Genomic DNA, 22792 nt, shown 5'->3' with positions numbered 1-22792 from the left:
GGGCCTCTAAGCCCCTCAGCGTCCGGGACGGGACGACAACCGGTGCAGCCGAAGCGCCAGTTGTATCTCCAGGGCGCGGGCCGGGCTCTGCCAGTCGTCGCCGAGGAGCCGGCCCACCCGCTCCAGGCGCTGCGCCACCGTGTTCACATGCACGTGCAGTTCGTCCTTGGTGCGGGCCGGGCTCATCCCGCAGGCGAAGTACGCGTCCAGGGTGCGGACGAGGTCCGTGCCGCGCCGTTCGTCGTAGGCGACGACCTCGCCGATCGTGCGTTCGACATAGGCGGCGATGTCCCGGTCCCCGGCGAGCAGGAGCCCCAGGAAGCCGAAGTCCTCGGCGGCGGCCCCGTCTCCGGCGCGGCCCAGCAGGCGAAGGGCGTCGAGGCAACGCTGCCCCTCCGCGTATGCGGCGGCCACGGCGTCGGGGTGGCCGGCGAGGTCCTCGACGGGGCCGGAGGCGCCGACGGTGACCGGTTCGTGGACCGCGGTGCCGAGGTGCCGGGCCGTGCGGCGGGCCAGGTCCGTCGCCGTGCAGCCCGCCTCGAGCGGCAGCAGCAGCACCGTACCGCCGTCGCGGGCGGCGGCGAGTCCGTGCCGTGTGGCCGCCAGGTGGGACGCGGCGGACCACAGGCGGCGGCGGGCGGCCGCTTCCTGGTCGGCGTCGGCGGCGGCACCGTCCAGGCGGGCGGCGAGCACCACATGGGTGGCGTCGAGGTCCGCGTGCAGACGGGCGGCACGCTCGCGCAGCACACGCGGATCGCGGTCGCGGGCATCGAGCAGGTCGTCCAGCAGCTCGCCCCGGACGCGCTGTTCGGCCTCGACGGCCGAGCGGCGGGCGAGCAGGAGCAGGGAGGTGACCATGGCCGCCCGCTCCAGGGTGCGCTGGTCGACGGGGTCGAGCCCCGGATGGCCGCGCAGCACCAGCGCGCCGAGCAGTTCGCCGCCGGCGGTCACGGCGGCGATCCAGTCGTCCTCGTGCCGTACGGCGTGGCCCTCGGCGCGGGACGCCTCCAGGGGCGCGGCGGGCGCGACGTCCGCCTCGGTGAACTCGACCGTGCCGTCAAGGACCTGGGACACCGCTGCCGCCACGTCGTGGACGCCGCCGCCGCGCAGGACGAGTTCGGCGAGCCGGTCGTGGACGTCCGAGGCGCGCTCGATGACCGCGCTGCGGTCGCGGATGATCTCGTTGGCACGGGCGAGCCGGGCGAGGGCCGAACGTGTCTCGGTGAGGAGGTTGGCGGTGTCGATGGCGGCGGCGGCCAGCGCCGCGAACGAACCGAGGAGCGCGATCTCCTCCCGCTCGAAGACCCGGGCGCGCCGGTCGGCGGCGAACAGCACTCCGATGACCTGTGCGCCGATCATCAGCGGCACGCCGAGGATCGCCACGAGCCCCTCGTCGCGCACTCCCGTGTCGATCGTCCGGGTGTGCTGGAAGCGGTCGTCCTCGAAGTAGTCGGGCGTCACATAGGGGCGGGCGGTCTGGGCGACGAGCCCGCCGAGTCCCTCCCCCATGCCGAGCCTGAGCTGCTGGAAGCGGGCGGCGACCGATCCCTCGGTGACCCTCATGTAAGTGTCGCCCGCGGCCTCGTCGTGCAGAGTGAGGTAAGCGACGTCGGTGCTCAGCAGGGAACGGGCGCGCTGGACGATCGCCTGCAGGACGGCGTCGAGGTCGCGCAGCCCGGCCAGGTCGTGGGCGGTCTCGAAGAGCGCGGACAGCTCCGCCTCGCGGCGTCGCCTGCCTTCCATCTCGGCGCGCACGTGCAGCGCGAGCCGCTTGGCCTGTTCGAGCGCGCGGATGCGCTCGGGCGGCAGGCCCTCGGCGCGGGCGAGCAGCACCGGCTGCTCGTAGGCGTCGGCCGACGCGCCCCGGGCCAGGAGCTCCAGGAAAGGCGCCTCGGCGCCGGTGCCGGGGCGCTGTGCGGACTGTACGTGATCGCGGGACATGCCCCCAGAATGGCCCACGGCAGGTTCCGGGGCGCCGGGCCTGTGGACAACTTCCGACATGTCCCTGCTCAGTGGGCGGTCCAGCCGCCGTCCAGGACCAGCGACGTACCGGTGATGAAGGAAGCCTGCGGGCTGCACAGATAGGCCACAGCCTCGGCGACCTCCTCCGGTTCGATCAGCCGTTTGACGGCGCTGTCCTGGAGCAGCACCTCGGACAGCACCCGTTCCTCGGGGATCCCGTGCGCCCGTGCCTGGTCGGCGAGCTGCTTCTCCACGAGGGGGGTGCGCACGTACGCCGGGTTCACACAGTTCGAGGTGACGCCGTGCGGGGCGCCTTCGAGGGCGGCGGTCTTCGAGAGCCCCTCCAGCCCGTGCTTGGCGGAGACGTACGCCGCCTTGTACGCGGAGGCGCGCAGCCCGTGGACCGACGAGATGTTGACGATACGGCCCCAGCCCTGTCCGTACATATGGGGCAGCGCTCCGCGGATGAGCCGGAACGGGGCTTCCAGCATCACCGTCAGGACGGTGTGGAACACGTCGGGCGGGAAGTCCTCGAGCGGCCGAACCAGTTGGATCCCGGCGTTGTTGACGAGGATGTCGGTGCCGGCGGCGGCGTGCTCGGCGGCGTCCAGGTCGGTGAGGTCCAGGACGTGTGGTTCGACCGTGCCCGCGAGGTCGCGGGCCACGCCGACGAGGGCGTCGAGGCCGACGGCGTCCCGGTCGACCGCTCTCACCTTGGCCCCGGCGGCGGCCAGCCGCAGCGCGCAGGCGCGGCCGATACCGCCGGCGGCGCCGGTGACGAGGGCGGTGCGTCCGCCGAGATCGACTGAGGTGGTGTGGGGGTGGGGCACGGTCATGTGCCGACCCTAAGGAGTGCCGGTGCCCCACCCCATATGGTCACCACCCATACTTCACAGTGGATTCGTGGGGTCGAACCATGTGGGTGCATCCGACAGGGCCTGCTTGATCCGCAGCAGGGCGTACTGGTTCAGCTCCGGCAGAGAGTCCACCGGGAACCAGCCGACCTCCAGGGACTCGTCGTCGTTCACGCGGGCTTCACCCCCGACGGCCCGGCAGCGGAACGTGATGTCCATGAACTGGCAGGTGTCGCCGTTGCCGTAGGTCACCGGAGCCAGGGCCTGTACGAGGACCACGCGTTCGGCGACGCACCGCACGGCCGTCTCCTCGTACACCTCGCGCACGGCGCAGGCCGCGGGCTGCTCCCCCGGCTCCGGGATGCCGCCGATCGCCGACCACCGGCCGCTGTCGGCCCGGCGCCCCAGCAGCACCCTGCCGTCGTCGTCGAAGACGATGGCGGTGACGCCGGGGAGCCAGAGCAGCTGATGACCGGCGGAGGCGCGGAGGGTCCGGATGAAGTCGGGAGTAGCCATGGGCCGACCCTAACGGGTCGGTTCCGTCACTCCCGCCCCTTCGGCGCGGACGGCCTGGACGCGGCGGTCGCTGCGGCCGCGTGCCGCCGACACCGCCGCCCACCCGAGGCCGCCGGCCGCGACGAGCACCAGGAGCAATTCGGGGAGCGTGCCGAGCCGGGTGGCGGGGGTCGTGTAGGAGCGCAGTGGCACCTTCTGGACGAGCGAGTCGGCGACGAACATGCGCGTGCGCTGGGTGACCCTCCCGTCGGGCATGATGATGGCGCTGACGCCGCTGGTCACCGGGACGGTGACGGTACGACTGTGCTCCACCGCCCGCACACGGGACATGGCGAGCTGCTGGTAGGTCATCTCGCTGCGGTCGAAGGTCGCGTTGTTGCTGGGCACCGAGATCAGCTGGGCGCCGTCGGTGACGGTCGAGCGCACCGTCCAGTCGAAGGCCGCCTCGTAGCAGGTGACCAGCCCCACCTTGGCGCCCGCCATGGTGAACACACCGGGCTTGTGCCCGCGGCTGAAGTCCTGGCGGACCATCGCCGTCCAGTTCGGGTTGATGGCGTTCAGCAACGAGCGCAGCGGAAGGTACTCGCCGAACGGCTGCACCTGCCGCTTGTCGTAGGCGTCGACGGGGCCCTTGGCCGGGTCCCAAAGGATCTGCTCGTTGTAGAGCCTGCCGCCCCGCTCGACGACACCGCCGACCGAGACGGGCACCCCGATGGCCTTCGCGGCGCGTTCGATCACGGCGGCGGCGTCGGGGTTGGCGAAGGGGTCGACGTCGGAGGAGTTCTCCGGCCACAGCACGAAGTCCGGCCGCGCGACCTTGCCCGCCTTGACCTCGGCGGCCAGACGCTCGGTCTCCCGCGCGTGGTAGTCCAGGACGGCGCGCCGCTGGGCGTTGAACTCGAGTCCGGAGCGCGGCACGTTGCCCTGGATGACGGCCACGGTCGCGGCCCCGTCCTCCGCCCTGTCGCTGACCAGGGAGCGGGCGGCGACAGCGCCCGCCACGGGAGCGGCGAGGCTGATCAGCGCCGTGACGGCCGCCCCGCGCCGCAGCGCGCTTCCGGTGCGCCGCCAGTCCACGACGAGCCGCACGATCTCGTAGAGCCCGAAGCCGCACAGGACGACCGCGAAGCCGAGCACCGGGGTGCCGCCGACCGCGGCGAGCGGCAGGAAGACACCGTCCGCCTGACCGAAGGCGATCTTCCCCCAGGGGAAGCCGCCGAACGGCACGCGCGCGCGTGCCGCCTCTCCGGCGACCCACACGGCCGCCGCCCACACCGGCGAGGCGGACAGCCGGGAGACCAGCGCGATGCCCGCGCCGACCAGCGCTATGAAGATCGCCTCAACCGCGACGAGCGCGAGCCACGGCCCGGAGCCGACCTCGACACCGGTCCACACCAGCAGCGGCAGCAGAAAGCCGAGGCCGAACAGATAGCCGAGGCCGAGACCCGCCTTCCAGGTACGGCCGCGCAGGGCCCAGCCGAAGACGGCGAACGCCGGCAGGGCCAGCCACCACAGTGTCCGTGGGGGAAAACTGACGTAGAGCAGCAGGCCGGAGAGCGACGCGGCGGCGGCCGGAACGACACGCCGCACCCGGCGGACGCCACGGGCGGGTGCTGGTGCGGCCGCGGGTTCGAGCTGTTCCGGCTCGCCCACGGATGTTGCGGTGACGGTCACCCGGGGAGTCTACGGCGCGCCACCAGGGCGCGGACAGCGCGGCCCGTGCCTGTACCCCGGACGGTCCGCCGCTTGCCCCCGGACCTGGGCGCCCCCTGCTGCATCGTTTCTGCACAACCCGTCCACAAACCGGCGCATCACCCGATACGGTGTGCCGGAACTCTGCACCACGGCCGGACGGGGCGGCCGGGACGGTCGGGTCCGTCACAGGGGGGCGGCGGTGGGATCCACGGGGACGAAGTCCGAGGCCAGGGCCGCGGACACGGAGGACGAGAGACGGAACGCCTCGGACACGACGGGCGTCCTGGTGCTGGGCGCGTGCGCGGTGTGGTCGCTGATCACGGCCGCCGCCCACGGCGGCAGGCCCGAGGGTGTACTGCTCGCGGTGCTCGCGGTCGCCGCGGGATACGCGTCCGGACGTATCTTCGGGGCGCTGCTCCCGGTCGCGGCACCCGTCGCGGGCGCCCTGGCCGGAGTCGGACTCGCCGTGGCCGCTCCCCACATCGCGGTGGGCCCGCAGATCGCCGTGCCGCTCGGGCGCACCGGCGGCACCGCGGCGCTGCTGACGCTCTCCTCGGGGGCGGCGTGCTGTGCCGCCTGGGCCGCCCGGGCCCCGGCGGCACGGCTGGCGCTGCGTCTGTCGGCCGCCGGGATCGCGGTGGTCGCGGCGGCGATCGGTTCCACGACCGGGCTGGTGGCCTGCACCGGTGTGCTGCTGTGCTCGCTCGCCGCCGACCGGACCCGGCACCGCGTCCCGGCACTCGCCGCTCTGGGGCTCGTGGCGGCCCTGGTGACCGGCTTGGCCTGGGGGATCACCGAGGACCTCCTCCCCGACGGGCTCAGGGCGTTCCTGACCGATCAGCTCAGCCGGCACCGGGTTCTGCTCTGGCACGACGCGCTGGCACTGGCGCACCAGAACCCAGCGCTGGGCGTGGGCCCCGGGCGCTTCGGGGATCTGAGCGTCGCGGCCGCGCAGTCCCTCCTGCCCGACGGCAAACCGCACTCCGCGCCCTTCCAGCAGGCCGCCGAGGAGGGACTGCTCGGCGCGGCCCTGCTCGCGGCGGTCTTCTGCTGGGTTCTGTACGCACTGTGGCGCACCCGGCGCCCCACCCCGCTCGCACTCACGGCGGGCGCCGCGCTGACCGCGCTGGCGGTGATCGCGTCGCTCGGCAACGCGCTGAGCTTCACGACGGTGACGGCGGGAGCGGGACTCCTGGCCGGGATCGCCACCGCGCGTCCGCTGGTGGACGAGGGGCCGCCGGACCCATGAACAGGGGTCGGCCACCGGTACCGCCGGCCGACACAGAGGTGGCCGAGCCGGCGACTCGAACCATGCGGGTAACAGAGGAGGACAGCAGTCAGTGCGTGGCGCCGGGAAGCGTCGGATGCAGCCGGGCGCGGATGACCCGTACCGCCGTCTCGGCGTTGTCCACGGTGATCGTGAAGGTGTGACCGTCCCACAGGCGCAGGACGAGACCCTCACCGCGCCGTACGACGACGGCGGTGCCCTTCTCCGGGCGCCAGCGGTAGCCCCAGCCTCCCCACTGGCGTGGTGTGACCCGGGGCACGAATTCGGCACCGGCGACGTGGGCGAGGGGGATGCGGCGGCGCGGCACACCGATGTGGCCGCAGCGCACCTCGAGGCATTCCTTGTCGACCTTCACGGCGACGTGCACGAACGCGAGCGTGCCGAAGAGGACCAGGAGGCCGGCCGCGATACAGCCCACGACCGACATGACGAGCGGCGCGATGCCGGACGTCCAGGCGGAGTCGACGGCCAGTTCGATACCGAGCGCCATGCAGGCCGCGCCGATGAGCGCCGCCAGCCACTGCGCCCGGTTGGTCGCCCGCCCTGTCCAGATGTCGGGGTGCGGGGTTTCGTCGCCGTGGGGATGGTCCCTCATGCCACGAGAGTACCCATGTTCCGTAACGGGGGCACCGCATCGTGCGACATCACCGGTTCGGGCCACGGTGCTGTCCCCCGCGTCGCTCACCGCGCCGGGCTGACCGCCTGCAGGAACCTGCCCTCGGGATACGTCAGCGCCTCGGCCGGCAGGACGCCCTCCCGACCGCTCAACAGGACGGTCAGACCGCCCTCGGCCGGAGCCTGAGGCGCCGGGACCTCACCGATGCGGCGCAGCGCCTGCGCGGCCACCGCCCCAGCGCTTCCATGCAGGATGAGCGGCGCCGCGCCGGGCTGCTGCACGGCTTCGCGAATGCGGTCGGCGACCAGTTCGTAGTTGGTGCAGCCGAGCACGACGGTCGTGACATCGTCCGGGGTGAGCGCCGCGGCGGCGGCGATCGCGGCCTCGGTCGCGGATTCGTCCGCATGGTGCACGGCGTCGGCGAGTCCGGGGCACGGCACCTCGGTGACGGTCACTCCGTCCGCGAACTCGTCGATGAGCCCGCGCTGGTAGGGGCTGCCCGTGGTCGCGGGCGTGGCCCAGATCGCGACGGGTCCGCCCCCTGCGGCTGCCGGCTTGATCGCCGGGACCGTGCCGATGATCGGCAGGTCCGGTTCGAACCGGGCACGCATCTCCGGCAGCGAGTGCACGGACGCGGTGTTGCAGGCGACGATCAGGACATCGGGACCATGGGCGGCGGCGGCCTCCGCGACGGCCAGTGCCCGCTCCGTGATGTCCTCCGGTGTGCGCGGCCCCCACGGCATCCCGTCGGGGTCCCAGGAGAGGACGAGGTCCGCGTCCGGCCTCAGACGGCGTACCGCGGCGGCGGCCGGCAGCAGTCCGATTCCGGAGTCCATGAGCGCGATCTTCACCCGGCAACCATAGACGATGCGCCCAACGGACCCCGTGGTGGGGCAGACTGCCACGGGTGAGTGCCGTTGTGTGGATCGCCGTCGCGTCACTGGCAGCCTGGATGTGGCTGCTGCTCGGCCAGGGCTTCTTCTGGCGTACGGATGTGCGGTTGCCGCCGCGCCGGGACCCCGAGGAGTGGCCGTCCGTCTGTGTGGTCGTACCGGCGCGTGACGAGGCCGCCGTACTCCCGCACAGCCTCCCCTCGTTGCTCGCGCAGGACTATCCCGGGCGCGCCGAGGTCTTTTTGATCGATGACGGCAGCCGTGACGGCACCGGGGAGCTGGCCCGCGAGCTGGCGGAGCGGCACGGCGGGCTGCCGCTCACCGTCGGCTCCCCCGGCGAGCCTCCTCCCGGCTGGACGGGCAAGCTGTGGGCCGTACGCCACGGAATCGGACTGGCACGCGCGCGTGCGCCCGAGTATCTGCTCCTGACGGACGCCGACATCGCCCACGCGCCCGACAGCCTGCGGGAGTTGGTGGCGGCCGCGCGCACCGGCGGCTTCGACCTCGTCTCCCAGATGGCGCGGCTGCGCGTGGAGAGCGTGTGGGAGAAGCTCGTCGTGCCCGCCTTCGTGTACTTCTTCTCGCAGCTGTATCCCTTCCGCCGGATCGCGGTGAAGGGGTCGCGGACGGCGGCCGCGGCGGGCGGGTGCGTGCTGCTGCGGGCCGACGCCGCCGAGCGGGCCCGGATTCCGGACGCCATCCGGCAGGCCGTCATCGACGACGTGGCGCTCGCTCGCGCGGTCAAGCGGAGCGGCGGCCACATCTGGCTGGGTCTTGCCGACCGCGTCGACAGCGTGCGTCCCTACCCTCGGCTGCACGACCTGTGGCGGATGGTCTCGCGCAGTGCCTACGCCCAGCTCAGGCACAATCCGCTGCTGCTCGTCGGTACGGTGCTCGGACTCGCTCTCGTCTACCTGGTGCCGTCCGTCGCGCTGGTCGCCGGGATCGTCACCGGCGATGTGGCGGCCGTGGTGGTGGGCGGGCTCGCGAAGGCGTTGATGACGGCGACGTACGTGCCCATGCTGCGCTACTACCGTCAGCCGCTGTGGCTCGCTCCGCTGCTGTCGGTCACCGCTCTCCTGTACCTGCTGATGACGGTCGATTCGGCGGTGCAGCACTACCGGGGACGGGGCGCGGCATGGAAGGGCCGCACATACGCGCGCCCGGAGGCGGTGCTGGACGAGCAATGAGCGGGCCGGGGGCGATGGCGCACGATCCGGTCATTTCCTACCCGGTGTCCAGTTCATGCCCCATCCGTAGGCCCGGTCGACGGTGCGCTGCGGGCTGACCCCGCGCTCCGGGACGAGATAGCGGGCCTCGCGCTGGACGACCAGGTCGCCGCCGGTGTGGGTGATGAGGGCGAGCGCGCACACGGTGGAGGGCACCGTGCACTCGTCCAGGAAGAACTCCACCGGGGCGCCGTGCTGCGGCTGGAGCGTGACCGTGGCGTGCAGGTCGGCGAAGGAGCGGGCGCCTTCGTAGATGGTCACGAAGACGAGGATGCGCCGGAAGCGGTCCTTGTGGTCGAGGTTGACGGTGAGGTTCTCGCCGGTGTCCAGTGCTCCGGTGCGGTCGTCGCCGTCGAGGTGGATGTACGGCGGCCGGTGCAGCGAGCCGAAGGCGTTGCCGAGCGCCTGGACGACGCCCTTGCTGCCGTCGGACAGCTCGTACAGGGCGCACAGGTCCAGGTCGAGGTCCGCGTGGCGGGGTACCGCCCGGCCTTTTTCCCGGCCGCCTCCGGAGTACTGCCCGCGCACCTGCCAGTTGAGGTTGACGCGCATCGTTCCGGAGGTGCCGCCCTGTTTGGCCAGCGAGACGGCGGGTGCCTGCTTGGTGAGCGTGACCTTGGTGAGGCGTACCGGGGCGGGGGGCGCCGGCGGGGCGGGAGGCGGGGGCGCGGCGTGCTGCGGCTCGTCCACCGTGATCCCGTAGTCCGTGGCCAGGCCCTCGAGTCCGCTGCTGTAGCCCTGGCCGACGGCGCGGAACTTCCAGGCGCCCTGGCGGCGGTAGAACTCCCCCAGCACGAACGCCGTCTCCACGGTGGCGACGGGGTCGAAGCGCGCGACCTCCGTGCCCTGCCGGGCGTCGAGCACCCGGATGTACAGGCCGGGCACCTGGCCGAACGTGCCGCCGTCGGCCGAGGCGGCGAGTACCACCGTCTCGACCTCGGGCTCGACGCGCGAGAGGTCGACGAGCAGGGTGTCCGTCACCTGGCCGCCCAGGTCCCGCTTGCCCTCGTGGCGCACCGCGCCGGAGAAATGCGCGGGCTGGTTGTAGAAGACGAAGTCTCCGTCCGTACGGACCCTGCCGGAGACGAGCAGCAGCGCCGAGGCGTCCGCGTCGGGCACGCCCGGCCCGGAACGCCGGCCCAGTTCGACGCGCAACGCCGTGGTCGGCACCTGAAGGTTGGACCCCTTGGCCATCGACATGTCCGCCCCCATCCACCTGTCGCCACGCCGGGACCTGGGGCCCGGGCAGCGCCTCGCAGCCGTGGAGCCAACCTAATCCCCCGGGGGGCCCGACTCCCACGACTCGCCCAGCATGGCCGCTGCTCAACCGCCGGTAACCCACCCGGAACTCGGGCTTTACAGGATCCCGACCCCGTTTGCCGCCCCTTTTTGCCAAGTTCGCTCGCATTGGGGATCCCGCGTCACCCCGGACACGGAAAACAACCCTCTTATCGGTCTCCCCAACCAGCACATCGTGGGCTTAACTTATGTCCCATGACCTCCCCCCGCTCCACCTATGGCGGCGGCTACTACTCCGCGTCGCCCTTCCCGGACACTCCGATCTACGACAAGCTCGTCGCCGAGCGGGGCACCCCGCAGATCGCTCCGATCCGGGTCCCCTCCGCGTACGAGACGCCGGGCAGCAGCCTGCCCGCACTGCCGTCGGCGCTGCCCGCGCTGCCGTCCGGGCATTCCCAGCACGCCCCGGCGTACGGCTACCCCCAGACACCGCAGCCCGCGCCGCTGCAGCAGGCCCCGACCGCGTACATCCCGCAGCAGGCGGGGCCGCGCGGCTACCCGGCCCCGCAACAGATGCAGCAGCCGCGCCCGATGGCCTCGGGCTACGAGTCGATGCGCCCCGCGGCGCAGCGCCCGGCTCCGGCGCCCTACCAGGACCCGTACAACAACGGGCAGCAGTACCGCGGATACTGATCCGCGAACCGGGTGAGGCCGTCGATGCCGGTGGCACGATGGCCTCATGCCGAACCCAGCGCTGCACTCGATTCACGTCCACCCGGTCAAGGCACTACGGGGCCAGGCGCCCCCGGAGGCCGTGGTGGAGCCATGGGGGCTGGCCGGGGACCGGCGCTGGGCACTGATCGACGACACCGGCAGGGTCGTCACCCAGCGCGAGCGCCCGACCCTGGCCCTGGCGGCCGCCGAGCCGCTGCCCGGGGGCGGTGTCCGGGTGTCCGCGCCGGCTCTTGAGCCGCTGACCGTCGCCGTGCCCGATCCCGTCGGCACGACGACCGGGAAGTGGGCGGGAGAGAAGATCGAGACGGTTCCCGCAGGCCCCGAGGCGAGCGAGTGGTTCAGCGCCTTCCTCGGTGAACGTGTGACCCTCGTCCACCTCGACGATCCGGCCACCCGCCGCCCGATCGACGACCCGCCGTACGGGCGACCGGGCGAGACTGTCAGCCTTGCGGACGCCTACCCGGTGCTGCTCACCTCGGTCGCCTCCCTGAATGCTCTCAATTCCCTGATCGCACAGGGTGACCGCGCCGATGAGGGCCCGCTGCCCATGAACCGGTTCCGGCCGAACCTCGTCGTGGCCGGGACCGAGCCCTGGGCCGAGGACGGCTGGAAGCGGATCTCGATCGGCGAGGTCACGTTCCGGGTCGCCAAGATGTGCGGGCGCTGTGTCGTGACCACCACGGACCAGAACACCGCCGAGCGTGGCAAGGAGCCGCTGCACACGCTCGCCCGCCACCGCCGCTTCGGCGGCCAACTCGCCTTCGGGCAGAACCTCGTACCGGAGACGACCGGCCTGGTCCGCGTGGGCGACTCGGTCACGATCCTCGAATAGGGCGGCTGGCCGGCCGCTCCGGCCTTTCCCCCGACGGGGCGGAGCGGGCGCACCGGCCGCCTCCGGCTGCCCGCCCTTGCGCGGAAGTGGATTCTCCGAATTCGCGGCGAGCAACGCCGTGATGCGACACGCAGCTGGGAACCCGGGCGAGGGCCGCGGTCGTTGAGTCCGCATGAGAAGTTCGTGAGAGGCGTGCGGGGCGGGAGAGAGGTGATTTCCCTCTCTCTTCCCGGCCTCGAGAGTGAACGGCCGGGTGCGGGGGTTATCACGGACGGGGAAGGGGGTGCGGGACGTGCGAGCAATCAACGGCCTGTGGCGCTGGCGGCACAATCCGCTGCGCCGTACGACCGACCTGATCGAGGCCTGGGTGGCGTTGGTCGCCCTGCTGCTGATCCTCGTCGCCGCGCCCGTCGCCGGGTCGCTGATCGGTTCGGTCGCCCAGGACTCCCTGCAGCGCTCCGTACGGGACCAGCAGCACAGCCGTCACCAGGTCACGGCCACCGTCGTCAAACAGCTCAACCGCGGCCCGCTGGACCCTGATCCGGACTCCTCGACGACCCGGGACGCGCACAGCCGGGTTCTCGCCGACTGGACCGCCCCGGACGGCACCGCACAGCACGGCGCGGTTCTGGCCACCCTGTCCTCCCCGCGCCCGGGCGACCGTTTCCCGCTCTGGACCGACGACCACGGCCGAATAACCGCCCGCCCGCTGGACGGCGCCACCGCCACGACGCACGCCGTGCTGGCCGGTTTCGGCGCGGCCGCGATGACCGCGGGACTCATCGAGGCCTGCCGCCGGCTGATCGTCTGGCGCCTGGTCCTGCGCCGCTACGCCCGCTGGGACCAGGCGTGGGACAAGGCGGGCCCGGACTGGGGCCGTACCGGCGCAGGCAGTTGACGGCGTTCGGCCTCCGGTCAACCGGCCCCGCCCCCGCACGCTACGGTGGACCCGCCGGGCCGTCCGGCAACTTCGCGAGAACCCGCGTGAGCAACGAGGTGGGGGCACAGCAGCGCCATGGCACAGGGCACGGTCCAGGTGACGCACACCGGCACATCGCGGTGGCGGCGCCGCACGGGTGAATACGCCTCACTCGCCGCCGCCCTGGAGGCCGCGGGCGACGGGGACGTCCTGACCGTCGCGCCCGGCACCTACCGGGAGAACCTGATCGTCCAGCGTGCGGTGACGCTGCGCGGGGCCGAGGGCTCCCCCGGCTCGGTGCGCATCGCGCCGGTGGACGGCGTGCCGCTGACCGTGCGCGCCTCCGCCGTGGTCCAGGACCTGCACGTCGAAGGGCAGGACGCGGCGGCGCCCGCGCTCCTCGTCGAGGAAGGCACACCGGAGCTGGTCGACGTGCGGATCATGACGCGGTCCGCGGCCGGTATCGAGGTCCGCGGCAACGCCCGACCCACGGTGCGGCGCTGCACGGTCGACAACCCGGCCGGTATCGGCATCGCCGTCCTGGACGGCGGTGGCGGGGTGTTCGAGGAGTGCGAGGTGGTGGCGGCGGCCCAGTCGGGCGTCGCCGTGCGCGGCGGAGCGCACCCGCGCCTGGAGCGCTGCCGGGTGCACCACACCTCGGGCGCGGGCCTCTCGGCGACCGGGGAGAACTCCTCGCTGGAGGCGGTCGGTTGCGAGGTCTACGAGGTGAGGGGCTCCGGTGTGCAGATCACCGGGCGGGCTACGGGGCACCTGACGGACTGCGACGTGCACCGCACCACCGCGGACGGCGTCACGATGGACACGGACGCGGTGCTCACCCTGGCCGACTGCCGCATCCACGACATCCCGGAGAACGCCGTCGACCTCAGGTCCCGTTCGGTGCTCACGCTGACCCGCACGACCGTGCGGCAGTTCGGCCGCAACGGCCTGTCGGTGTGGGACCCGGGCACCCGTGTGGACGCCAACCAGTGCGAGATCTTCGACAGCACCGGGGACTACCCGGCGGTGTGGGTCAGCGACGGCGCGACCGCCGTGCTCGACTCCTGCCGGGTGCACGATGTGCCGGACGCCCTGTTCGTCCTCGACCGGGGTTCGCGCGTGGACGTGGTGGACAGCGACCTCTCCCAGGTGCGCAACACGGCGGTGTCGGTGAGTGACGGCGCCACCGCTCAGCTGGACGACTGCCGTGTCCGGGAAGCGGCGACCGGCGCCTGGTTCCGGGACCACGGCAGTGGCGGCACGCTGTCCGGCTGCACCATCGACGGCACCCAGACCGGCGTGATCGTCACCAAGGGCGCCGACCCGACCATCGAGCGCTGCACGGTGACCTCGCCGGCTGAGGCGGGCTTCTACGTCTCGGCGGAGGGCCGGGGCAGCTTCCTGAACTGCCGGGTGACGGGCAGCGGCGGCTACGGCTTCCATGTGATCGACGGCTGCCGCGCCACGCTGCGGAAGTGCCGTACGGAGCGGTGTGCGCGCGGGGGCTACGAGTTCGCGGACGGCGGCCCGGGCGCGCCCGGCGGGGGCGGTGCGATCGTCGAGGACTGCACCAGCGACGAGAGCGCCGGACTGCGTCCCGCGGTGACCCAGGAGACGGCCGTGCAGACGGCGAGCCCGTCGCCCGGTCTGCTGGGCATTCCCAGCCAGCGCACCACCGAGCAGGAGCCGCTGGTCACGCCGGTCCCGGAGCAGCCGAGGCCCGCGCGCACCTCCGAGGCCGTGCTCGGCGAACTGGACGCGCTGGTGGGCCTGGAGAGCGTCAAGCGCGAGGTGCGGGCCCTCACCGACATGATCGAGGTGGGGCGCCGCCGGCAGCAGGCGGGCCTCAAGGCGGCCTCCGTGCGGCGGCATCTGGTGTTCACGGGCTCCCCCGGCACGGGCAAGACGACGGTCGCCCGCCTCTACGGCGAGATCCTGGCCTCGCTCGGCGTCCTGGAGAAGGGCCACCTCGTGGAGGTCTCCCGGGTCGACCTGGTGGGCGAGCACATCGGTTCCACGGCCATCCGCACCCAGGAGGCATTCCACCGGGCGCGCGGCGGAGTGCTGTTCATCGACGAGGCGTACGCACTGTCGCCGGAGGACTCGGGGCGGGACTTCGGGCGTGAGGCGATCGACACGCTGGTGAAGCTGATGGAGGACCACCGCGACGCCGTGGTGGTGATCGTCGCGGGCTACACGGCGGAGATGGAACGCTTTCTGTCCGTCAACCCCGGTGTCGCCTCCCGCTTTTCGCGGACGATCACCTTCGGCGACTACGGTGCGGAGGAACTGCTGCGGATCGTCGAGCAGCAGGCCGAGGAGCACGAGTACCGGCTCGGTCAAGGGACCGCCGAGGCGCTGCTGAAGTACTTCACGGCGATCCCGAAGGGGCCGACGTTCGGCAACGGCCGCACCGCGCGCCAGACCTTCGAGGCGATGGTGGAGCGGCACGCGGGCCGGGTCGCGCAGCTCGCGGAGGCCAGCACCGACGACCTGTCCCTGCTCTACCCCGAGGACCTGCCGGAGCTGCCCTGAGCGCGCCCGCCGGGCGCCGCGCCCGGCACGGAGGAGGTGTTCGCCTCCCGGGGCGCCGGCAGCCCGGGTGCGAGGCGCGCCAGCAGTCGCTCGCGCTCCTCGGCGAACGCGGGGTCCGCCTGGTAGTCGCCGTGTCCGAGGATCGGCGCGGGCAGCGGGTGCTCGGGGGTCCGGCCGTAGGCGAGCGGGTCCTTGAGCGGTGGGTGGTCCACCTGCGGGCCGCAGTCGCCGGGCAGCCGGATCGGGCCGCCGATCGGGTCGGTGAGACGGTACAGATTGCGCCAGCAGTCCACCTCGCGATGCAGGGAGCTGAGCGCGGCCGGGCCGAAGTACGCCGGGAACCAGCGCCCGTAGAGCCGCTCCAGGGGCGAGCCGTACGTCAGGAGGGCCACCCGCCTGCGTGCGGAGGGCCCCAGCTGCCGGGCCGCGGCCGCTGCCAGCACGCTGCCCTGGGAGTGCCCGGACAGGACCAGGCGCCCTCCGGTGGAGCCCGTCCAGGTGGCCATGCGCCAGGTCAGGTCGGGCACGGCGCGCTCGGCGTAGCAGGGCGGGGCGAAGGGATGGGCGGCACGCGGCCAGAACGTGCCGACGTCCCACAGGATGCCGATGGTGCGGCGCGCGGAGGCGTCCTTGTAGGCGCGGCGACCCCACGTGACGAAGAGCAGGAAGCCGATGCCGATCAGCCAGGAGCCGAGGCCCTGGCAGGTCCCGGCCGTGGCCCGCACGAGCGCTGGGCTGCCGCGTGCGGCTCCTTCCGGGGTGTCGCCGGTGGCGAACGCCCCCGCCAGGGCGACGGCACCCAGGAGCAGGGTCATGGCGGAGGTGACGGCGACGACGAGGGGTGCCCGGTCGGTGAGGGCGGCCATCGCACGCGCGTGCGCGATCCGAACGGGGCGGGCCGTGTCCCCGGACTCCCCCGGGTACTCCGATTCGACCGCGACGGTCTCGGCGCGTCGTAGCAGCCGGGTGCGCCGGGCCAGCCTGCCGGCGAGGAGCAGCAGGCCGAGCAGCAGCGGCGGGATCGCGGACGCCTGCCAGGTCAGCAGGGCGGGTGGGCCCGCCAAGGCGTGCCCGGTGCCGTCCAGCCAGCCGGCCACCCGCTGGGCCGCGCCGCTGGACATCACGCCGCCGAGCGCGCACGCCAGCATCGCGACGGCGGGTCCTGCTTGTCCGCGCATCGCGGTGCGTGTGTCGGGATGGGTGCGGTACAGGACGTGGGCGACAGCACCGAGCGCGATCACCAGGACGCCCTGCGCCAGAGCCAGCGCGCCGAAGGCCGCGTCGCCGGGCAGCCGGCCCGACGAGTGCCAGCCGGGTCGGGACCAGGCGGCGTACACCATGGTCAGGACGAGCAGGGCGAGGGCTCCCGCCGGCAGCCCGCGCACCAGGGCCCGGTCGAGATCCTTGTCGAGCCGGTTCTCCGAGCGTCCCCGGCGGCACACCACCCACAGCACGACCACCGCGCCCCCGAGGAACGCCAGGTGCAGCAGCCAGCCGAGCACTTCCAGCTGGACCGAGCCGTGCCGGCGGTCGTATCGGGCGGCGCTGCCGCCGAGCGCGGCGGTGACCGTGAGGAAGCCGGCGGCGGTGTGCGCGGCGCGCAGCCGGGCCACCAGCCGGCGCCCGTACCAGAACCCCGGGCGGCTGAGCGGGACGCGGTGGGAGTCGTTCTCGGGCCCGGGATCGCGTGAGATCGGCTGCTGGGACTCGTAGGCGCTCCAGGTGCGGTGCGACAAGTACCACAGCAGGCAGGTGAGCGCCGTCGGCAACAGCGACGCCAGGGCGAGGCGCCTGCCGGGCCGGCTCCACCACCCCTCGCCGGAGACGGCGGGCGAGAGGAAGCCGAGCCAGGCGTGGCGCCCGGCGCACGCGCGCGTGCCCGCGCACTGCCAGGCCACCAGGTCCAGGGCGACCTCGCAGGCGGCGGCGACCAGCAGCACGGTCAGGGAGAGCCCGACGAGCCGGACGATCACTCCGTACAGACGGACGGTCCGCCGCCGGCCGATGGCCGTGGGGCGCATCCAGTGGGCGAGATTGGCGACCATGAACGGCAGCAGCAACAGCCACAGGGCGCGAGCGGCGTTCCCGGAGGTGAGGTTGCACCAGACGTACGCCTCGGGCACCGGATCGGCGCGGTGTTCGCCGGGCCGCCGTTCCGCGTCGGCGTCTTCGGCCCGCCGGTAGATCGCGGCCGTCTCGTCACCGGTGATCCTCACCGTGCGCGGATCGCCGAGCATCTCCTCGGGCGTGGTGCCGCCGACTCCGTGGACCCGGAGTTCCAGGGCCGCTCCGACCGGCGCGGACGGCTCGGCGAAGTCGCCGCGCTCCCCTTCGTGTTCCCGTGCACGCTCCACTGTTCCGCTCTTCCCCCGTGCTGCGTACGGTGTGTCCCGGGTAGCGACAGGATCTCCGCTGCGCCGGTGGCGGACACCTGCCGGCGCGGAATCTCCCCGATATGTGTGACAGCGGCGGGGAGGGCGGACGGATCCCAGGTGACGGACGATGGCGCCACCTGCGGCGTGGCATGCGAGGATGGGGCGTCCGCGGTGCCGGCGGCGGGAGAATGACCTCGTCGGAGCCGGTTTAGGCGACATGTGGGATGTGATGGGATGAAAGGGGACGGAGCGGACGTGAGCGAGAATCAGAACCTCCTCGCGGAGCAGCGCCGTGCCCTGATCCTGGACGAGGTGCGACGGCGCGGCGGCGTCCGCGTGAACGAGCTGACGCGCAAGCTCGGCGTCTCCGACATGACGGTCCGCCGCGATCTCGACGCGCTCGCCCGTCAGGGCGTGCTGGAGAAGGTGCACGGCGGCGCGGTGCCCGTGGTGGAGGCCAGTACGCACGAACCGGGGTTCGAGGCGAAGTCGGGGCTGGAGCTGACGGCCAAGGAGGACATCGCCCGGGCCGCGGCCGAGCTGGTCACACCGGGCACGGCGATCGCGCTGTCCGGCGGAACGACGACGTACGCGCTGGCCCAGCACCTGCTCGACGTGCCGGATCTGACCGTCGTCACCAACTCGGTGCGGGTGGCCGACGTCTTCCACGCCGCGCAGCGCACCTCGGGCCAGCGGCAGGGCGCGGCCACGGTCGTCCTGACGGGCGGTGTGCGCACCCCGTCCGACTCGCTGGTGGGCCCCGTCGCCGACCGAGCGATCGCCTCCCTCCACTTCGACGTGCTGTTTCTCGGGGTGCACGGCATATCGCTGGAGGCGGGCCTGTCGACGCCGAACCTGGCGGAGGCCGAGACCAACCGGCAGCTCGTGCAGTCCGCACGGCGTGTGGTGGTGGTCGCCGACCACACCAAGTGGGGCACGGTGGGCCTGAGTTCGTTCGCCGCGCTGGAGGAGGTCGACACACTGGTGACCGACGCCGGGCTGCCGACGGACGCGCGGATGGAGATCTCGGAGCATCTGCGGCGGCTGGTGGTCGCGGGAGAGTCCGAGGACGGCACAGACAGCTGACAGCGCGTCAGCTAAGGTGAGCCGGAGCCGGCTTCCGTTCGCGCACGTCCCGCGAGAGGGTTTCGTCCATGGCACACCGTCTGCGCCCGGTGGGACTCGCGTTCACGCGGACCGCTCCCGTGCGGCTCGTGTTCGCCGGGGAGATGGCCGCCTCTCCCGAAGTGGTCTTCCGGGCCCTCGCCGACGACGTCCCCGGCTGGAGCGACTGGTTCCCCGCGGTGAGGTCCATAGGTCTCATCGACGAGGGCGCGGGGCGGACGGTGCGTCTCGCCGGCGGCACCCGCTTTCGCGAGACCATCGTCGCGGCCGAGCCCGACGAGCTGTACGCGTACCGGGTCGACGAGGCGACCGTCCCCGGCGTCCACGCGCTGCTCGAGGAGTGGCGCCTCGCCCCCGCCGGCACGGGCACCCGTGTGCAGTGGACGTGGGCGGCCGACGGCAACGCGCTCTTCCGTCTGCTGATGAGGCTGTCGCGCGGTGCCCTGTCACGGGTCTTCCACGGCGCGGTGACGACCCTGGACCGCAGGCTCGCGGGTCAGGGCTCCGAACGGGACGGGCGCCCTGCCTCCGGCGCCTGAGCCGCACTCCCCCCGTGCTCTTCGAGCAGGGGACACCAGCCACGTCGCCGAGGCGCCGGTCCGGGATCAGCCCGGCCAGACCCCCGTCCGCAGCAGCGACTCGATCGCCGCGGCGTACGGCGCGATGTCCAGTCCCTGTTCGGCCAGCCACACGTCCGAGTAGTACTTGTCCAGATAGCGGTCCCCCGGATCGCACAGCAGGGTGACCACGCTGCCCGTGCGCCCGTCGGCCACCATCTCCGCGACGATCTTCAGCGCGCCCCACAGGCCCGTGCCGGTCGAGCCGCCCGCCTTGCGGCCGATCGCCCGCTCCAGCGCCCGTACCGCGGCGACGGCGGCCGCGTCCGGGACCTTCATCATCCGGTCGATGGCGCCGGGTACGAAGCTGGGCTCCATCCGGGGCCGGCCGATGCCCTCGATCCGCGAACCGCGGTCACAGGTGACCTCCGGATCGCCGGTCGTCCACCCCTGGAAGAAGCAGGAGTTCTCCGGGTCGGCGACACAGACGCGGGTGTCGTACCCCATGTAGTGCACGTACCGCGCGATGGTCGCCGAGGTGCCTCCCGTGCCGGCCGTCGCGACGATCCACGCGGGTTCCGGAAACCGCTCCAACTCCAGCTGACGGAAGACGGATTCGGCGATGTTGTTGTTGCCGCGCCAGTCCGTGGCCCGTTCCGCGTAGGTGAACTGGTCCATGAAGTGGCCCCCGGTCTCCTCCGCGAGCGCGGCCGAGGCCTCGTACATCGTGCGCGGGTCGTCCACGAAGTGGCACCGCCCGCCGTGGAACTCGATCAGGCGGCACTTCTCGGCGCTCGTCGTGCGCGGCATGACCGCGACGAAGGGCACGCCGATGAGCTTGGCGAAGTAGGCCTCCGAGACGGCCGTGGAACCACTGGACGCCTCGATCACCGGGCGGCCCGGCCGGATCCAGCCGTTGCACAGCCCGTAAAGGAACAGCGAGCGCGCCAGACGGTGCTTGAGGCTGCCCGTGGGGTGGGTCGACTCGTCCTTCAGATACAGGTCGATGCCCCAGTGCTCGGGCAGCGGGAAGCGCAGCAGATGCGTGTCGGCGGAACGGTTGGCGTCGGCCTGGACCTTGCGGACGGCTGCTTTCAGCCAGGCCCGGTACTCGGGGTCACTGCGGTCCACGTCGAGGGTCTCGCCGGGTCGGGTCATCTGGGAGGTGCTCACGGCGGGACTCCTGTCGGGGCGTGCCGATGTCCGGATCACTCGGTCGGACCTCTGCATCATAGGCACCTTTCACACACCTTCTCACCTGCATAAACGCATCTTTGAGCCACCCAAAGGCACACCTGGGAGGGGAGCGGGGAACGGGCGGAAATCCGTGGGGGCGCATCCGCGCGAGTGCGCCCGGTCGGCGCCGCCGCCCCGGTATGCGCACTGGTGCGACGCGCCGGGCCGGGGCAGACTGCACCGCGGGACGGGAGCCGGTGCGGCGGGATCCGCCGGGGAGAGTCGTCCGAGCCGGGGATGCACACTGGATCACGACCGAACTCTCGATCGAGGCCGCGGGATCGCGCCGCCGGGCGGGATCCGCAGCGGGCCGAGCCGAAGGCACAAGGGGGCGGACATCATGGCGGAGCCGGAGTTCACGGCCACGGGTGTGCGGATCGGGAAGGGGCTGCGGTCGCTCACCCGGGCCGGGCAGGTCCGGATCAGCGACGGCAGGCTGCGACTGCTCACCAGTTACGGCAGCGAGATCGACAGCGCGCCGGTGCAGGCGGTGCGTGCGTCCCAGCCCTGGTTCGCGCCCGAGGACCGGGCGCTGGCCGATCTGAACGGCACCCGCTACTCACTGACCCTCGGTGATCACGACCCGGCTCCGGGGCAGCCGGGGCCCCCGTCGGCGCGGCGGTTCGTCGAGGCGGTCCGCAAGGCGGCAGGTCGCGGGGGCTGAGCGCGGCGTGAGTTGCGGCGCGGCGTGGCCTGCGTCACGCTGGTCTCACATCACTCTCGGTTTACCGGCGATTACGCTGAAGAACCAGCCGCCGGTCACGACAGCGGGCGGCCCCCGTACGAAGCCGTTCCGCACCAGGCGGCCGGAGTACTCAGCCGCACAGCAGGCGGCGTGCGCACCCGGCCACCCTGCTGGATCCGATCTCCGTGTCTTCTTCCGGACCTCAATTCGGGGAGTCGCAGCCGTGATCAGCCAGCCAAGCAGGCACTGCACGGTGGAGCTCCAAGCCCTGCCGTCGCGGATCGGCCAGGTCCGCAGAATCGTATCGGCGCAGTTGCGCTACTGGCATCTCGATTCCTTGATCGACCGGGCCGCGCTCGGTGTGACGGAGCTGTTGACCAACGTCCACCTGCATGCCCAGCCCGACAAGACGTGCACCGTGGAGATGGAGTTGCTGCTGGACCGGCTCACCGTCTCGGTGCACGACCACGATCCGCGCCTGCCGGAGTTGCGCGCGCCGGATCCCTCCTCCACCAGTGGACGCGGTCTGGCGATGGTCGCCGCCGTGGCCGCCAGCTGGGGGGCGCGTCCGGACGGCGATTCGGGGAAGGTCGTCTGGTTCACGCTTCCCGCGCCGTCAGCGGCGCCGGCCGGGCCGGTGCGCAACCGTACCCCGTACGAACGGGCTCTCGAGGCGTCCGCCTGTGGGCCGGCGGTCGACGAGCACACGACCCGACATGCTCCCGCCCGGTCCGCCGTTGCCGGCTGACCGGGCGGTGACCCTCCTTCCGGTGCGCGCCGGGCGGGTCATTCCGTGGGGACGGCCCGCAGGCCGTCGGGGCGGGCCGCCCGCCAGCAGTGCGGCAGCGTGGACGCGCCGGACGCCGATGGGCCCGTGACGGGCCCTCGACGGGGTGGGTTCCGGCTTTCCGGCCGGCCGTTCCACCGGGGCACCTTGCCGGCGGCGGCGACCCTGTCGGCCGACCGCGCGCCGGTCACCGCGGTCATGCGGGACCGCCCCTGCCCGTGCGGCCGAAGTGCTCGTCCAGCACGGACAGCCGGCGCCAGTACTCGTCCTCGTCGATCTCGCCGGAGGCGAAGCGGCGGCCGAGCACCGCGACCGGCGAGTCGCCGGCGGGGCGGCCGTCCATGGGGCGCAAGGGGCCGCCGCGGCCGCGCCAGGCGGTGCGGCGCAGGACGGTGACGGCGCCTACGACGACGGCCGCCCAGACCAGCGGGAAGAACAGGATCCACGGGCCGGGGCCGCCGTTCCAGTGAGCCAGGGTCTGCATCGTGAGGTCATCTCCCTCGGTGGGTTGTCGGGTGATGCCTCGAGACTGGCTCGCGCAGGGGGTCCGGGTCGTCGTACGGCCGGCGGCAGTGCGCGTACCTCCCGGGGAGCAGGCGGACGGAGGAGTGCTGCTCCCCGAAGAGGCGGCCCACGTCGGCACCTGGACCCGGGCGAGCTGCCGCGGGGACGGCCGGGGTGAGCCGGGTGCGCCCGTCTGCCTCGTCCGGCGAC

At 72.9% G+C, this 22792-nt stretch carries 20 protein-coding genes; 10 read left to right on the top strand and 10 right to left on the bottom strand.

Annotated features, from left to right (window positions below; all coding sequences use genetic code 11):
• Window positions 1-15 precede the first annotated feature (15 nt).
• The 4 genes from C3488_RS34745 to lnt all read right to left on the bottom strand — a co-directional run bounded on the left by C3488_RS34745 (window position 16) and on the right by lnt (window position 5006).
• A complete protein-coding gene (locus C3488_RS34745) occupies window positions 16-1941 on the bottom strand; it encodes a GAF domain-containing protein (protein ID WP_103844868.1) in 1926 nt (641 codons plus the stop codon).
• A 68-nt stretch (window positions 1942-2009) separates the two neighbouring features.
• Window positions 2010-2798 (bottom strand): 3-hydroxybutyrate dehydrogenase, encoded by a 789-nt coding sequence (locus C3488_RS34740; RefSeq protein WP_103844867.1) that lies wholly within the window; start codon window positions 2796-2798, stop codon window positions 2010-2012.
• A 54-nt stretch (window positions 2799-2852) separates the two neighbouring features.
• The gene (locus C3488_RS34735; protein ID WP_103844866.1) at window positions 2853-3332 is read right to left on the bottom strand and encodes an NUDIX domain-containing protein; all 480 of its coding nucleotides are present in this window, start codon (window positions 3330-3332) and stop codon (window positions 2853-2855) included.
• 9 nt (window positions 3333-3341) lie between these two features.
• Window positions 3342-5006, bottom strand: coding sequence for an apolipoprotein N-acyltransferase (lnt, locus tag C3488_RS34730; RefSeq protein WP_103844865.1), 1665 nt, complete (start codon window positions 5004-5006; stop codon window positions 3342-3344).
• A gap of 220 nt (window positions 5007-5226) precedes the next feature.
• On the opposite strand from lnt, the gene C3488_RS34725 reads away from it, so the two are divergent.
• A complete protein-coding gene (locus C3488_RS34725; RefSeq protein ID WP_258053840.1) occupies window positions 5227-6276 on the top strand; it encodes an O-antigen ligase family protein in 1050 nt (349 codons plus the stop codon).
• A gap of 88 nt (window positions 6277-6364) precedes the next feature.
• On the opposite strand, the gene C3488_RS34720 is transcribed toward C3488_RS34725, so the two are convergent.
• Entirely contained in the window at window positions 6365-6910 is a 546-nt protein-coding gene (locus C3488_RS34720; protein WP_103844864.1) for a hypothetical protein, read from the bottom strand.
• Between the two features lie 86 nt (window positions 6911-6996).
• Window positions 6997-7782, bottom strand: coding sequence for a glutamate racemase (locus tag C3488_RS34715; RefSeq protein WP_103844863.1), 786 nt, complete (start codon window positions 7780-7782; stop codon window positions 6997-6999).
• Window positions 7783-7838: 56 nt separating this feature from the next.
• Here C3488_RS34715 and C3488_RS34710 point away from each other — a divergent pair, with 56 nt between their 5' ends.
• Window positions 7839-9014, top strand: coding sequence for a glycosyltransferase (locus C3488_RS34710; protein ID WP_103844862.1), 1176 nt, complete (start codon window positions 7839-7841; stop codon window positions 9012-9014).
• 30 nt (window positions 9015-9044) lie between these two features.
• On the opposite strand, the gene C3488_RS34705 is transcribed toward C3488_RS34710, so the two are convergent.
• Window positions 9045-10253, bottom strand: a complete 1209-nt coding sequence (locus tag C3488_RS34705) for a TerD family protein (protein WP_103844861.1) — start codon at window positions 10251-10253, stop codon at window positions 9045-9047.
• 294 nt (window positions 10254-10547) lie between these two features.
• Between C3488_RS34705 and C3488_RS34700 the strand changes: the two genes are divergently transcribed.
• From C3488_RS34700 to C3488_RS34685, 4 genes are all read left to right on the top strand, one after another.
• A complete protein-coding gene (locus C3488_RS34700) occupies window positions 10548-10985 on the top strand; it encodes a DUF6643 family protein (RefSeq protein ID WP_103844860.1) in 438 nt (145 codons plus the stop codon).
• A 46-nt stretch (window positions 10986-11031) separates the two neighbouring features.
• Window positions 11032-11859, top strand: a complete 828-nt coding sequence (locus tag C3488_RS34695) for an MOSC domain-containing protein (protein ID WP_103844859.1) — start codon at window positions 11032-11034, stop codon at window positions 11857-11859.
• A 292-nt stretch (window positions 11860-12151) separates the two neighbouring features.
• Entirely contained in the window at window positions 12152-12757 is a 606-nt protein-coding gene (locus C3488_RS34690) for a hypothetical protein (RefSeq protein WP_103844871.1), read from the top strand.
• 117 nt (window positions 12758-12874) lie between these two features.
• On the top strand, window positions 12875-15313 hold the full coding sequence (locus C3488_RS34685) for a right-handed parallel beta-helix repeat-containing protein (protein ID WP_103844858.1): 2439 nt from the start codon (window positions 12875-12877) through the stop codon (window positions 15311-15313).
• On the opposite strand, the gene C3488_RS34680 is transcribed toward C3488_RS34685, so the two are convergent.
• On the bottom strand, window positions 15283-17667 hold the full coding sequence (locus C3488_RS34680; protein WP_374955481.1) for a hypothetical protein: 2385 nt from the start codon (window positions 17665-17667) through the stop codon (window positions 15283-15285). The two genes, C3488_RS34685 and C3488_RS34680, sit on opposite strands and share 31 nt — an antisense overlap.
• Before the next feature lie 276 nt (window positions 17668-17943).
• On the opposite strand from C3488_RS34680, the gene C3488_RS34675 reads away from it, so the two are divergent.
• The gene (locus tag C3488_RS34675; RefSeq protein ID WP_103844857.1) at window positions 17944-18774 is read left to right on the top strand and encodes a DeoR/GlpR family DNA-binding transcription regulator; all 831 of its coding nucleotides are present in this window, start codon (window positions 17944-17946) and stop codon (window positions 18772-18774) included.
• A 68-nt stretch (window positions 18775-18842) separates the two neighbouring features.
• On the top strand, window positions 18843-19352 hold the full coding sequence (locus tag C3488_RS34670) for an SRPBCC family protein (protein ID WP_103844856.1): 510 nt from the start codon (window positions 18843-18845) through the stop codon (window positions 19350-19352).
• A gap of 66 nt (window positions 19353-19418) precedes the next feature.
• Here the strand turns inward: C3488_RS34670 and C3488_RS34665 are convergent, their stop codons facing one another.
• On the bottom strand, window positions 19419-20528 hold the full coding sequence (locus tag C3488_RS34665) for a PLP-dependent cysteine synthase family protein (protein ID WP_103844869.1): 1110 nt from the start codon (window positions 20526-20528) through the stop codon (window positions 19419-19421).
• A gap of 418 nt (window positions 20529-20946) precedes the next feature.
• Between C3488_RS34665 and C3488_RS34660 the strand changes: the two genes are divergently transcribed.
• Together C3488_RS34660 and C3488_RS34655 are read left to right on the top strand one after the other, a co-directional pair.
• Window positions 20947-21270: a hypothetical protein gene (locus tag C3488_RS34660; protein ID WP_103844855.1), complete on the top strand. Its 324-nt coding sequence runs from the start codon at window positions 20947-20949 to the stop codon at window positions 21268-21270.
• Window positions 21271-21514: 244 nt separating this feature from the next.
• Window positions 21515-22039 (top strand): ATP-binding protein, encoded by a 525-nt coding sequence (locus C3488_RS34655; protein WP_103844854.1) that lies wholly within the window; start codon window positions 21515-21517, stop codon window positions 22037-22039.
• 235 nt (window positions 22040-22274) lie between these two features.
• On the opposite strand, the gene C3488_RS34650 is transcribed toward C3488_RS34655, so the two are convergent.
• Window positions 22275-22562, bottom strand: coding sequence for an SHOCT domain-containing protein (locus tag C3488_RS34650; RefSeq protein WP_103844853.1), 288 nt, complete (start codon window positions 22560-22562; stop codon window positions 22275-22277).
• Window positions 22563-22792 lie beyond the last annotated feature (230 nt).

Origin of the sequence: Streptomyces sp. Ru72, assembly GCF_002920635.1 — a bacterium.
Lineage (GTDB): Bacteria > Actinomycetota > Actinomycetes > Streptomycetales > Streptomycetaceae > Streptomyces.
The sequence above is the reverse complement of the archived record's forward strand: the minus strand, read 5'-3'. Positions and strand labels throughout refer to the sequence as shown.

Bases quoted from the DNA above. Each gene is read 5' to 3' on its own strand.
- C3488_RS34745 (WP_103844868.1), bottom strand. From the start codon at position 1,941: ATGTCCCGCGATCACGTACAGTCCGCACAGCGCCCCGGCACCGGCGCC.
- C3488_RS34740 (WP_103844867.1), bottom strand. From the start codon at position 2,798: ATGACCGTGCCCCACCCCCACACCACCTCAGTCGATCTCGGCGGACGC.
- C3488_RS34735 (WP_103844866.1), bottom strand. From the start codon at position 3,332: ATGGCTACTCCCGACTTCATCCGGACCCTCCGCGCCTCCGCCGGTCAT.
- C3488_RS34720 (WP_103844864.1), bottom strand. From the start codon at position 6,910: ATGAGGGACCATCCCCACGGCGACGAAACCCCGCACCCCGACATCTGG.
- C3488_RS34705 (WP_103844861.1), bottom strand. From the start codon at position 10,253: ATGTCGATGGCCAAGGGGTCCAACCTTCAGGTGCCGACCACGGCGTTG.
- C3488_RS34700 (WP_103844860.1), top strand. From the start codon at position 10,548: ATGACCTCCCCCCGCTCCACCTATGGCGGCGGCTACTACTCCGCGTCG.
- C3488_RS34695 (WP_103844859.1), top strand. From the start codon at position 11,032: ATGCCGAACCCAGCGCTGCACTCGATTCACGTCCACCCGGTCAAGGCA.
- C3488_RS34685 (WP_103844858.1), top strand. From the start codon at position 12,875: ATGGCACAGGGCACGGTCCAGGTGACGCACACCGGCACATCGCGGTGG.
- C3488_RS34670 (WP_103844856.1), top strand. From the start codon at position 18,843: ATGGCACACCGTCTGCGCCCGGTGGGACTCGCGTTCACGCGGACCGCT.
- C3488_RS34665 (WP_103844869.1), bottom strand. From the start codon at position 20,528: ATGACCCGACCCGGCGAGACCCTCGACGTGGACCGCAGTGACCCCGAG.
- C3488_RS34660 (WP_103844855.1), top strand. From the start codon at position 20,947: ATGGCGGAGCCGGAGTTCACGGCCACGGGTGTGCGGATCGGGAAGGGG.
- C3488_RS34650 (WP_103844853.1), bottom strand. From the start codon at position 22,562: ATGCAGACCCTGGCTCACTGGAACGGCGGCCCCGGCCCGTGGATCCTG.